Origin of the sequence: Mesorhizobium sp. CAU 1732 (assembly GCF_039888675.1) — a bacterium.
In the GTDB taxonomy this organism is placed as follows: domain Bacteria; phylum Pseudomonadota; class Alphaproteobacteria; order Rhizobiales; family Rhizobiaceae; genus Aerobium.
This window is the reverse complement of record NZ_JBDQQR010000001.1, coordinates 3,050,736-3,062,773: the sequence shown is the minus strand read 5'-3', so window position 1 is coordinate 3,062,773 and position 12,038 is coordinate 3,050,736. Positions and strand designations below refer to the sequence as shown.

Annotated in this window: 11 protein-coding genes; 3 read left to right on the top strand and 8 right to left on the bottom strand. The window is 64.2% G+C overall.

The annotated features are described in order from the left end of the window. Window positions 1-7: 7 nt before the first annotated feature. The 6 genes from AAFN55_RS14895 to AAFN55_RS14870 are packed head-to-tail and all read right to left on the bottom strand — an operon-like array spanning window position 8 to window position 6,845. The gene (locus tag AAFN55_RS14895; protein WP_347799613.1) at window positions 8-1,612 is read right to left on the bottom strand and encodes an ABC transporter permease subunit; all 1,605 of its coding nucleotides are present in this window, start codon (window positions 1,610-1,612) and stop codon (window positions 8-10) included. Then, window positions 1,609-2,424 carry an ABC transporter ATP-binding protein gene (locus AAFN55_RS14890; protein WP_347799612.1) on the bottom strand — a complete coding sequence of 272 codons (816 nt, stop codon included), beginning with the start codon at window positions 2,422-2,424 and terminating at the stop codon, window positions 1,609-1,611. Before AAFN55_RS14890 ends, AAFN55_RS14895 begins: the two co-directional genes overlap by 4 nt. Continuing rightward, window positions 2,414-3,412, bottom strand: coding sequence for an ABC transporter substrate-binding protein (locus AAFN55_RS14885; protein WP_347799611.1), 999 nt, complete (start codon window positions 3,410-3,412; stop codon window positions 2,414-2,416). The genes AAFN55_RS14890 and AAFN55_RS14885 overlap by 11 nt, the downstream gene beginning before the upstream one ends. 24 nt (window positions 3,413-3,436) lie before the next feature. Beyond that, on the bottom strand, window positions 3,437-4,387 hold the full coding sequence (locus AAFN55_RS14880; protein WP_347799610.1) for a lysylphosphatidylglycerol synthase transmembrane domain-containing protein: 951 nt from the start codon (window positions 4,385-4,387) through the stop codon (window positions 3,437-3,439). A gap of 38 nt (window positions 4,388-4,425) precedes the next feature. Beyond that, complete coding sequence (locus tag AAFN55_RS14875; protein WP_347799609.1) at window positions 4,426-6,132, bottom strand: sulfatase-like hydrolase/transferase; 1,707 nt, start codon at window positions 6,130-6,132, stop codon at window positions 4,426-4,428. Further along, the gene (locus tag AAFN55_RS14870) at window positions 6,129-6,845 is read right to left on the bottom strand and encodes a CDP-alcohol phosphatidyltransferase family protein (RefSeq protein WP_347799608.1); all 717 of its coding nucleotides are present in this window, start codon (window positions 6,843-6,845) and stop codon (window positions 6,129-6,131) included. The genes AAFN55_RS14875 and AAFN55_RS14870 overlap by 4 nt, the downstream gene beginning before the upstream one ends. A 125-nt stretch (window positions 6,846-6,970) precedes the next feature. Here AAFN55_RS14870 and AAFN55_RS14865 point away from each other — a divergent pair, with 125 nt between their 5' ends. The 3 genes from AAFN55_RS14865 (at window position 6,971) to AAFN55_RS14855 (ending at window position 10,779) form a co-directional block, all read left to right on the top strand. Continuing rightward, a complete protein-coding gene (locus tag AAFN55_RS14865; RefSeq protein WP_347799607.1) occupies window positions 6,971-7,546 on the top strand; it encodes a cytochrome b in 576 nt (191 codons plus the stop codon). A 357-nt stretch (window positions 7,547-7,903) separates the two neighbouring features. Continuing rightward, entirely contained in the window at window positions 7,904-10,213 is a 2,310-nt protein-coding gene (locus AAFN55_RS14860; RefSeq protein ID WP_347799606.1) for an FdhF/YdeP family oxidoreductase, read from the top strand. A gap of 92 nt (window positions 10,214-10,305) precedes the next feature. Further along, window positions 10,306-10,779 carry a hypothetical protein gene (locus AAFN55_RS14855; RefSeq protein ID WP_347799605.1) on the top strand — a complete coding sequence of 158 codons (474 nt, stop codon included), beginning with the start codon at window positions 10,306-10,308 and terminating at the stop codon, window positions 10,777-10,779. 87 nt (window positions 10,780-10,866) lie between these two features. Here AAFN55_RS14855 and AAFN55_RS14850 read toward each other — a convergent pair whose 3' ends face one another. Both AAFN55_RS14850 and AAFN55_RS14845 read right to left on the bottom strand, forming a co-directional pair. Next, a complete protein-coding gene (locus AAFN55_RS14850; RefSeq protein WP_347799604.1) occupies window positions 10,867-11,616 on the bottom strand; it encodes an SDR family oxidoreductase in 750 nt (249 codons plus the stop codon). Continuing rightward, window positions 11,609-12,037 carry an OB-fold domain-containing protein gene (locus AAFN55_RS14845; protein ID WP_347799603.1) on the bottom strand — a complete coding sequence of 143 codons (429 nt, stop codon included), beginning with the start codon at window positions 12,035-12,037 and terminating at the stop codon, window positions 11,609-11,611. The genes AAFN55_RS14850 and AAFN55_RS14845 overlap by 8 nt, the downstream gene beginning before the upstream one ends. Between the last annotated feature and the right edge of the window lies 1 nt (window position 12,038).

Sequence of the window (12,038 nt, the reverse complement as noted above, 5' to 3'; positions counted from 1 at the left end):
TCATGCCTCAGCGCACGATCTGCTCGCTCGCATAGCGGCTGAGCACCGCCCGCTCGACGAACTCGACTGCTACATAGGCGGCGCATGCAAGGAGCGAGAGCGCTGCCACGCCGCTCCACAACATCCCGTATGCCGAGGTCGATGCCGTCATCGCAATGAGCCCGCCGATGCCGGTTCCCGTCCCGAGCCATTCGGCCGTCGTCACTGCCAGGAAGGCGGCCGGCACAGCCATGCGCGCGGCGGCGAAAAAGGCCGGCAGCATTGCGGGCACCTGAGCCAGCCTGAGCCGCTGCCAGCGGCTCGCGGCATAGCTGTCGAAGATGTCCAGCACTTCTGCCGGTGCCTGGCGCATGCCCTGAAGGCAGGCGACGAGTGTGGGAAAGAAGATCATGATCGCGACAATGGTCACCATGCCGGCCGCATCGCGCCCGAGCGCCAGCACGATGAGCGGCGCGGTCGTGACGATCGGGATCGAGCGCAGGGCTATGGCGACCGGCAGGACGGTCGCGGAGAGCGACGGCAGGAGCATGATGCAGGCGGCCAGACCGGCACCCAGTGCCAGCCCCACCAGATAGCCCGGCAGCGTGAAGACGAGCGTCTGGCCGAGGGCTTCGAACAGGACCGCGCGGTTGGTCGCGGCATCGAGATCGGTGATCAGAAAACGCCAGACGTCGTCCGGGCGCTTGGCAAAAAACACGTTGAGGTCAAACAAATCCATCAGGCCGCGCCATGCGATCAGGACGACCACGGCAATCAGGACGAACATTGCGAGGCTGCTCAGAAACCGCCGACCATGTGTGGGGTGCGTCTCGCGAGGACCGGGCGACGACAGGATCAGGGCAGGCGGCGCGACGCTCAGGCGTCGCCCGATCCATCCGAACAGCCAGTACGCCACCATGCTCACTGCCGATGCGACGCATGCCAGCGTCCATGTCGCCTGTACGTCGAGTTCGCGCATTGCACGGATCGCGAGAACGCCCATGCCGCGCTCAGCGCCGGTGAACTCACCCACCATCGCGCCGAGGAATGCCGCCGGTGCCGCGATCTGGAGCCCGCCGATCAGATAGGGCAGGGCCGCTCTCGCACGCACCCGGACAAGTTCGGTCGCGCTGCCGCGTCCATAACTCCTGACGAGATCGACCCAGTTGGACGGCACCGCGCGCAGGCCGACCATCACCGACAGGTAGGTCGTGTAGTAAACGGCCAGCGCCGCGAGCGTGATCTGTGGCCCTATTCCGGGCCCATAGAGCAGGCGCAGTATCGGGCCGGTCGCGACGAGTGGCAGGCAGAAGAACAGGAGCGCCAGCGCCGAGACGAGCTTTTCGGTGCGCGGCAGCATGTGGGCGATGAGCGCAAGCCCGACAGCTGCCAGGTTGCCGAACAGAAAGCCCCATGCGGCTTCCTGCATGGTGACGGCCAGTGCGCGGCCGATCAGGCCCGCATTGGCATGGAGATACGTTGCCACGTCCCACGGACCGGCCAGCAGAAACGTTCCGGCGAGACTTCGGGCAAGCAGTTCCCATGCGAGAAGTGCCACCACGACGCTCAAGAAGGTGGCTGCCGGGGGCAATGCGGCGCGTCTCTCGCTCAGCGGGAGCGATGTCGCGCTCACTCGGCCGCCTGAGCCGCAGGCGCTGGATCGGCTCCCGCCCAGATGGCTGACGACACCTCATCCACGAGCTGTTCATAGCGTTCGCCGCGCGTGATGTCGCGCGTACGGGGCCGGGGCAACGTGATCTCGATGTCAGCGACGACCGTTGCCGGACGTGGCGAAAATACGATCACGCGGTCGGACAGGAGCACGGCCTCACGCACCGAATGCGTGACCAGCACGGTGGTCGTTCCCCGCCGCTCCCAGAGCGTGGGCAAGTCCTGATTGAGTTTCGCGCGCGTCAACTCGTCGACCGCGCCGAAGGGTTCGTCGAGAAGCAGCAAGCCCGGTTCCGTCGCAAGGCAGCGTGCGATCGCCACGCGCTGGCGCATGCCGCCCGAGAGTTCGGCCGGTCGCGTCTCCTCGAAACCGGACAGTCCGACCAGATCGATCAGCGCATCGACCGCCTCAGCGTCTGCCGTAAAGCGGGCGAGCTGGCGGGCGAGCGAAATGTTGCCGCGCACCGTGCGCCATGGAAGCAGAGACGCTTCCTGGAAGGCGAGCGCGAGACCAGCGCGCTTGCGAACGGCGAGTGGCGTTTCGCCTCCAATGCTGACCGAGCCGGTGGTGGGGGGCTCCAGCCCGGCGATCATGCGCAGCACCGTCGACTTGCCGCAGCCGGAGGGACCGACGAGGGCGGTGGTGCGGCCGGCGGCAATCGTCAGGTTCAAGGCGCCCACAGCCTCCACCGAACCCGCCGGCCCCTTGAAAGTCTTCGCAAGGTCGCGGCAGATGAGTTCGGGTGGTGCGGACGCGTTCAACTCAACTGGCATATGCTTCTTCGAGGAGTGACCGGTCCCACAAATCCGGCGTCACGTCCCGACCCAGCAGCTTGAGCGTTTCGATGTTCTGCGCGACGGTGTCGTCGGTGAACCAGCCGAAGCCGTGTTCTTCGGTCAGGTCGGAGAACATCAGCGGCGTCTGGCGTTCCGCCTGACGTTTCTGGATCTCGATGTCGAGGCCGGCATCCGGGAACATGTCGACGGTGAGTTGGGCGGCCGCATCGGGATCGGCGCGAAACTCGTTCCAGCCCCGCGCTTCGCCGCGCAGCAGGCCGACGATCTCGGCACGCCTGTCGGCGATGCTCTCGTCGGTCGCGATATAGGTCTGAGAGTGCAGCACATAGCCGTGGTCGGCCATCAGCATGGTCACGTTGTCGATGCCCTTCACGGTCATCGCGACCGGCAGATCGGTCTCCCAGCAGAGCAGGCAATCGACCTGGCCGGCAATGAGCGGAGCGGCATCGTACTGCGTCGGCACAATCTCGATCGCATCGATATCGACGTCGTTGATGGTGCAGAGCGCCTGGAGGACAGGTGTGTTGGCGAGCGCCATGCCGATCCTCTTGCCGACGAGGTCGGCTGGCGTGCGCACCGGATTTGCGGGCAGGGAGGCGATGGTGAAGGGGTTCTTCTGCATCGCGACCGCCACGATCCTGAAGGGAGCACCCTGTGCCACGGCGGCGGCGGTGTAGTCGGCGGCCGAAATCCCCACCAGCGCCTGGCCGGCGACGACGGGCGGCTCGACGGGTGCGTTCGGCCCGCCCGGATTGAGCGTTACATCAAGGTTCTGCTCGGTCCAGTAGCCGCGCGATTTGGCGATGTAGCTGCCGGCGAACTGAACCGAATGCAGCCATGAGAGCTGGAAGGAAACGGGTGTGGCGGCGAAAAGCGATGTCGGCCGCAATCCCGTCGCGGCGGCTGCGAACGTACCGAGACCGGCTCCCAATAAATGGCGGCGCGTCAGGTGAAACCGGGTCATCATCGTGTCCTCGTCATCTGGAATTCACCGTGCCGGCTCCCGGAAGGTGCCCACGGGCGGTGGCGTCGGAACGCTTCGGCGCACCAGCCAGAAGACCCCCGGCAGGCTCGCGGCCAGAATCACGATACCGAACGCGACGCTCGCCGCCACCGCACCTTCCGGCGTCGCGCCTGCAAAGGGAAGAAGCACCGCGGCCGCGCCTTCGCGAAAGCCCCAGCCGGCGATCGACAGCGGCAGGAGCATAGCGGTCAGTATCAGCGGGATGATGCACATCGCGGCGGCAAGGCTCAACGCGGTTCCCGTCGCGCGCGCTGCAAACGCAAAGGTCGCGAGATTGCACGCGACGATCGCCAGGCCGAGCAAGACCTGTCGCAACCGGACCGAACGACCGAACAGCGCATGGCGCGACGAGGAAGCGAGAAGACGCAGGCGTTGCGGCAATCCGATGTGCTTCCATGCCAGCCATGCGAGGCCGATGGCGAGTATCGCCGCGACTGCGATGACACCGAAATTGATCGCGTTCGGCGGCAGGCTGAGACCGCTCGGCACGAGGGCCACGAAGGCGAGGCCCGACAGCATCACCGCGAAGATCGCGATCTGACCCGAGGCACGTTCCAGCACGACGGCCTGTCCTGCAATGGCGAGCGTTGTGCCGCCCCGCGACCGAACCGCCCGCGCGATGTCGCCCACCACGCCTCCCGGTATGGTCTGGTTGACCAGTTGCGCCACGAAATACTCGCGGATCGCATAGGCGGTCTGGAGCGGAAGCCCGAGCGCTCGCGCCGTCAGTTGCCAGCGCAATGCCGACAGCACGATCTGCAGGATTGCCGTCAGGAGCGCCGCTGATATCCATCGCCAGTCCGTATGCGCCAGGCGGTCGATAATGTGTGGACCGTCGAGAAAATTCCACAGGATTGCAAGGATCGCGACCGGCGTACCGACGCGCAGGGCTGTCGCGGCAATCTGTCTCCGCATAATCCGCTTCGTCGTGGTCCGGACCGTGTCATCCATGGCTAATCTAGCCGATCTTGCGGAATTTCAAGGCGCGATCCATCGACTTTCCTCTCCGGCCTTCTGACCAGCGAGGTGTCCACAGGTCCAGCCGGCGGTACACTGAACGCCTCGATGAACGTGTCGCGAAACGCCGCCATGGGCCAGACAGGCGTGCTGGCGTCCGGCACCATCCCTTCGGCCCATCCCCATCCGTCGATGGACGACATCAGATCCTGCGGAGCGATGATGTGGACGGGGACGTCCCGACTCTCGATCTGTGACACGAACCGCGCCGGCTGATGGTCGCCGAGCACCACGATCAGAGGCGTACGGGGCGCCTGTCGTGCGGCGAACTCGGTGACCGCGCGCAGTGCGTAGTCGACCGCGAGACGATACTGGTTGCGCACGCGGTCCTGATCGCGCCACACCGTCTCAGGCGTTTCGCCCGATGTCGCCCAGCGGTCGAAGGCACTGCCGTCGCCCACCTCGTCCCAATCGATCAACTCGGGGATCGGCAACCATGGTGCATGTGACGAAATCAGCGCGACCTGAACCATCCTCCCACGCCCGGTTCTGTCCTGCGACAGGATGCGCTCGAGCGCCGAAAGCGTGAACTGGTCTGGCATCGTGACCCAGTTGAACGGCTTTCCCCGGTAGGCGAGCGCCTCGGCGTCGTAGATCCGGCCGAAGCCCATCCTTTCGCCCTCCGGCCAGGCGAGCGTGATCGCCGGCATGACCGCCAGCGTCTCGAAGCCCGCCTCCTGCGCGAGGTGAAAAAGTGTGCGACGCGGGCTCATGAGCATTGCGCCGTAGCGCGCCTGGTTGTCGGTTAGCAGGCCCGACGCAAGTGTCCCATGCGCAAGCCAACTCTGGCCGCCGGCGATCGGCGAGGTGAGCCAACCCGATCGTGTCGACAATCCACTCGACGCCAGCATGCGCTCGGCGTTTCTCAGCGTCGCGCGATGGGTGGTGGCGTAAAGCGGGTTGTCGAAGCTCGTGCGTCCGTAGCTCTCGACATAGATGAGGATCACGTCGCGATTGCCTATGCTATCGAAAAGATCGTCGCGATCGGCGAGTTCGTCCTCTGCCGCCGCACGGCTGAAGTCGCTTATGTCGGCGACCGTCCGCGCTGCCAGCATGGTGCGCTGGACGCCGACGCTTGCGGTGAAGGCTGCGCCCGGCGGATCGAAGGGAAGCCGCCAGACCGATGATGCGTGGCCCATGTCGGCGACCGCAATGCCGGTCGCCACGAGTGCGGCCGCGCGCGTGGCCCTGCGCCAGCGTGGCGGAACGGAAACCGCCGCCCACCTGCCGGTCGCCCACCACAGGCCGATCACGGTCAGGATGAGCGCGGCAGAGCCGGCAGCAACCACCACTGCCGTCGAAACGGCTCCCACCGATCCGGTCAACAAATTCCAGCCCGCATCGACCAGCGGCATGTCGATGATCGGGTTGAAGCTGCGAGCGAAGGCGGTGAACATCGCATAGTCCGCGACCTTGAGAAGGGCGGTCACGACGAGCAGGCCGACGAGTGCGAACCTGACGAGAACCGTCAGGCGTCCGGTGGTGGGAAGCAGCATCAGCCCGAGCAGGATGACCGGCAGTTCCAGCGGGAAGAGGAGCAACGCGCCCGGCGTCATCGCGCTGGGATGGTTCGGCTGCACCAGAACGAGGTGCAGGATCAGCGCGGCGACGACCAGCAGGGCCAGTTTTGCGGCACGGCTCATGTGCGCCGGTTCCTGGCGAGCCACACCACATCGACGGCAAATGACCACACGAGCAGGATCGCGGCGGCCGCCGCGAGCACCGTCGAGACCGGCGATTGCACGGTAGGTGCGAGCAGCACGACCAGCGTGCCGATCTGGACGACGCAGATGACTTTGCGGCGGAGGCTCTCGGGAAGCGGCGTCTGCAACCAGGGCAGGGCCCAGCCGGCGATGACGAACAGATAGCGCATCATGCCCAGGATCAGCACCCAGGCGCCGGCCTTGCCGTTTTGAAGCGCGAGTACCGAAAGCACCAGCGCGAGCAGCGCATCCACCTCCATGTCGAAGCGCGCGCCGAAGCTGGAGATGAGGGCGCTTCTGCGCGCGAGCCAGCCGTCGACGCCATCGAGCGCCAGTGCGGTCGCCGCGATCGCCAAAGCAGCCCAGGCGCGGTCGTCGCTCAGCGGCATCATGCCCGGGACCGCGAGGGGAACGATCAGCGCCGCGCCGAGCGCCGCGCGCAACTGGGTCACGGCGTTGGCCAACCCCAGTTCGCGGTGCGAGTAGGTCGCGAGCAGCCCGAATGCCGCGATGACGATTCCGATTCCGTAGACGGCGACCGCGGCGACGACGGCGGTCTTGCCGTCCGAAGGCGCAAGCCATGTGGCGAGTGCCGCGAGGAGAGCGGCGTTGCCGAAGCCTATGAGCAGGAAGCGGTAGAAGGGGTGGGCCACGTGGAATCCGATGTCGAGGCGTCTTGCGTCGGCAAAGAATGGCTCAAATCGCGGGATCGGCAAGTGGCCGAGGGCTGCACGAAGTTTTGAACCACAGTTGCGAAGAAGCACGGGTGGTGCCATGAATGACGCGTCCCAAGGAGTGGCCGGCGATGTTGGCATCTGCTTCGTATAAGCCGTTTGCACGTTTGTTGCACTGGATTGTGGCCATCCTCGTGATCGCAACCATTCCCGCCGGTCAGATCATGATCCGGGAAGGGTTGGATCGTGGCACGCAGGACGCGCTCTTCATCTTTCACAAGAATGTCGGCGTCGTGATCCTCCTGCTGGTCATCACGCGGCTCGTGTATCGGGCGTTCAACCCGGCTCCGCCCCTGCCGGCAAGTATTCCGCCCCTTCAACGGCACATCGCCGAGATCAACCACTGGCTGCTCTACGCGCTTTTGATCGTGATGGGCGTTTCGGGCTATGTGCGCGTGTCGGCAGGCGGATTTCCGCTCGAGGTCTTCGACGCGATGGGCATTCCCAAGCTCGTTGCGAAATCCGATCCGATCGCCGAAATCGCGCAGTCGATCCATTTCTACACGCGCATCGCACTCATCCCGCTGATCCTGCTCCATATCGGAGCTGCACTTTATCACGCAGTCTTGAAGAGAGACGGCGTGTTCTCCCGCATGGCTCCGTGGCCGACTCGTCGCTGACGGCGGTTTTGCCGCCTGTTCCGTCTGAAGACGAAAATCCCGTACAACGTCGCGATGGCGAGGCGTCTGAAAGGCTGCACTTCGCGCAGCCTGCCTGTTTCGATCCAGTTCCAAAACCTTGCCTTGACGGATCCGGCACCCGAGAAGCTGATCCTGAAAGAGGCCGCGGCGGGCAACTTCTAAGCCCGTTCGCCGCAGATTCTCTTCTGTGCCCGTTCGGCAGCGCCTGCCAACGTTCCTGTTTTCCCGCGTTCAGCGCTGGCGAAAGCGGGCGCGCATGAACGCGTCTTCGGATGAGCAGGGAACATCTTTTGCAGGGAGACATTAGCGGACAGGAAGCCAGCCGGGAGCGCGCCAATGTCCGATCGAGCCACCTACAAACCCTATCGACAGCCGACCGGAGGGTGGGGCTCGGTCAAATCGCTGGTGAAGCATTCCACACGGCAGCGCGCGGTATCCAGCGCGGTTGGTCTCATGCGCGATCACAACAAGACCGGCGGCTATATGTGCACGAGCTGCGCGTGGGCGAAGCCAAGCAAGCCGCACCTGGCCGAGTTTTGCGAGAACGGGGCGAAGGCGACATTCTGGGACCTTACCTCGAAACGAACCACACCGGACTTCTTTGCCCGCCATAGGGTTTCCGAACTCCTCGGCTGGTCGGACTACGATCTGGAGAACGAGGGCCGCCTGACGCATCCCATGCGCTATGATGCGGCGAGCGACAGATATGTCGAGGTCTCGTGGGAAGACGCGTTCGACGACATCGGCGCCAAGCTCCAGTTCTACGATCCCAAGAGCGTCGTGTTCTACGCTTCCGGTCGCGCATCCCTTGAAACCTCGTTCATGTATCAGCTTCTTGCGCGGCTCTACGGCAACAACAACCTGCCCGACAGTTCAAACATGTGTCACGAGACGACGTCTGTGGCCTTGCCGCAAAGCATCGGCACGCCGGTCGGCACCGTGCTGCTGGAAGATTACGACAAAACCGACTGCATCTTCTCTTTCGGCCAGAATGTCGGGACCAATTCGCCGCGCCTGCTTCATTCCCTTCAAGAGGTGCGCGAACGCGACGTGCCCATCGTGGTGTTCAACCCGTTGCGCGAACGGGGCTGGGAAGAGTTCGTCAATCCGCAGCGACCCGGCCAGATGCTGACCAACAGCGCCACGCAGATCGCGACGCAGTATTATCAGCCCCGTGCGGGCAGCGACATCGCGGTGATGATGGGCGTCGCCAAGTTCCTGTTTGAATGGGACGACGAAGCGACGCGAACCAGCGACGAGCGGGTCATCGACACCGCTTTCATTGCTGAACACACATCGGGCTTCGAGGCGTTTGAAACGAGAGTCCGCGAGACGCCCTGGGAAGAGATAACGCAGACGTGCGGCCTCCCACTTGAGGCGATCAGGGATTCGGCGCGAACCTACGCCAGTGCGAAATCCGTGATCGCGATCTACGGCATGGGTCTGACCCAGCACAAGCTTGGCGTCGACACCGTCCAGATGCTGGTCAACTTGCTTTTGATGCGCGGCAATATCGGGCGGCCCGGCGCGGGCATCTGTCCGGTCCGTGGCCACTCCAACGTTCAGGGCCAGCGCACCGTCGGCATCGCCGAGAAGGTCGAACTGGTGCCGCTGGATGCGATGGCCGAACGTTATCGCTTCGAGCCGCCGCGCGAGGACGGCATGAACACGGTCGAGGCGTGTGAGGGAATCGTGGCGGGCACCGTCAGCGCCTTCATCGGGCTGGGCGGCAATTTCGTGCGTGCCATCCCCGAGCGCGAACTGATGGAGGAAAAATGGCGCAACCTCGATTTGTCGGTCCAGGTCGCCACCAAGCTGAACCGCACCCATCTCATCACCGCTAAGACCTCCTATCTGTTGCCGACGCTGGTACGATCCGAGATCGATGAACAGGCTTCGGGTCCGCAGATCGTGACGATGGAGGATTCCACCACCTGCATTCACGCCTCGCGCGGCATCCACAAGCCTGCCAGCGCGCACCTTCTGTCGGAGCCTTGCATTGTCGCCGAAATCGCCAAGGCCGCGCTGCCTGAGAACCCGGCCGTGCCTTGGGACAAGTGGGTCGCTGACTATGCGCTGGTGCGCGACGAAATCCAGGCAATCTTTCCGGACGATTTTCGCGATTTCAACCGTCGCATGGACACGCCCGGCGGCTTCCCGCGCCCGGTGGCGGCGCGCGATCGGATATGGGAAACCGATACTGGCAAGGCCAATTTCAAGCTGCCGAAGGCGCTGCATGCAAGCTTCGACGACGGCAGCGACACTAATGTGCTGCGGCTCATCACATTACGGTCCAACGACCAGTTCAACACCACGGTCTATGGCAATGCCGACCGGCTGCGCGGCATTCACAAGTCCCGCATGATCGTGATGATGAATGCGAGGGATCGCGAGCGTTTCGGTATCGCCAAGGACGGCATCGCGCGTCTGTCCACCGCCGTGGATGACGGCATCGACCGAAGCGTCGGTGGCTTGCAGGTGATCGATTACGACATTCCCGAAGGTACGGTCGCAGCCTACTATCCCGAATGCAATGCACTGATCCCGCTGTGGCAGTTTGCCGAAGAAAGCAAGACGCCTGCGGCGAAATCGATACCGGTGCGGATCGCTTCAGAGAGCGACGATGACAGCCGCTCGCACCGCTGAGACCATTCCATCCCTGTGCGCCTCATGCGGGACTACGAAGCCTGTATCGACGTTTCCGAGTCAATGATCTACGGTCATCGAGTTTGAGCACGATGAAGGATTTGCCGGTGTTTGAAGGGCTATTCGGGGGTGGAAAAAGCAAAAGCGTGGTCCAGGACATCACCGCGTCGCAGGATCGTATTGCCTTCCTCCTGGCACGGGACGTCATCGACATCTCCGATGGTGAATGGGGCAATCGCGAATGGGTCGAGCTTGCGGTCAATCACGAGCTGGACCCCAACGAGGATCTGCGGTCGAGCACCCAGGCTATCGTGCTGGCGCGTCATCCCAACAGGCATCTGGAGGCGCTGGGATTCCGATTGAGTGCGCAAACCAAGATGGAACTGGCTGGCCTCCGCGCTAAGATGGATGCAGCCGGGCAGGGGCGATGGACCATCGCGGACATCGTGCTGGACCGTGGCGGAACCTACACGTTCTCGTTCCGGCATGAAGATCCGCCGAGAATAAACGGGGACCTCCTGCACATGCCCCTCAAAGGGTATCTCGAACGCTATAACGCTCGCTGAGGATTGCCCGCTACGCCAAATGTTCAACGGATACGCCGCTACGGGCGACGGAGCCGGCAAGAAAGATTGCTGGAAACTGTTACGCGCTCATGCGGGATGATCGCCTCCCCTATAACGGGGGAACGGCATCCCGGCGCTGTGCGCGACGGCGCCGCCATCGACGGGTATCACGGCTCCAGAGATGTATGAGGAATCCGGCGATGCCAGAAACGCGATGAGGTTGCCGACTTCCTCCGGCCGCGCCATGCGCTGTTGCGGAAGCTGCAATTGCCGGCTCTCCGCGAACTGATCGATCATCCCAGACATCATCTCGGTCGAGGTAGGGCCGGGACATATGCAGTTCACGCGGATTCCGAAGCGGCCATAATCGACTGCCCAAGACCGCGTCAGCGCGACCAGCGCGCCCTTCGACGCGGTATAGGCGTCGGCCAGCGGCATCGCCCGCAGGGCGGCGACGCTCGACAGGAGCACGATCGCCCCATCATTGCGGATCGATGGGCGGAAAGCGCGCACCGTGAGCATCACCCCCGTCAGGTTCACTGCAAGCGTGCGGTGCCACGCATCGAGGTCCAGCTCTTCGGCACGGTTGTCGTGGGGGCGCAAATTGATGCCGGCGCAGGGAACGAGCGCCGCTATGCCCCCGATTTCCGTCGCGCATGATTTGAGCTGCGCCTCGTCGGTGACGTCGCAGATATGGCTGACGATTTCCGGGTCCGGATGCGGCTTGCGATCCAGCGCATGGACAGTCCAGCCACGACCGCGCAACTGCGTCGCGGCCGCGCCGCCGATGCCCTGCGCCCCGCCGGTAATCACGACGCTTCGGTTATCGTCACGCATCCCGCGTCTCCGCTCCCGCATCGAGGCGGAACACCGGAAGGACTGTGCCTTCGACCTCCTCGAAGTCGACGACGACCCGGTCGCCGATCCTGGCGCCCAGTGCTCCGTCACCGACGATGTTGCTCATCAGTTGGACGCCTTCGTCCAGACGGATGACCGCGATCACGTAGGGAAGGTGATCGGCGAAGCCGGTGGGCGGGCCGGCCAGTTGTGCGGTGACGGCATAGATCTCGCCACGGCCGGCGGATACGCGCCAGCCCAGGTTCTCTCCGAGACAATGCGGGCAGACGCGCTTGGGATACATGATCGCCTTGTCGCAGCTTTTGCATTCCTGCACCACGAAGCGACGTTCGGCGGCGGCCTGCCAGTAGCCTGCCGACCAGGCGCTTGGGACGGGCAGGGGGCGGGCGGTTGCGGTCATG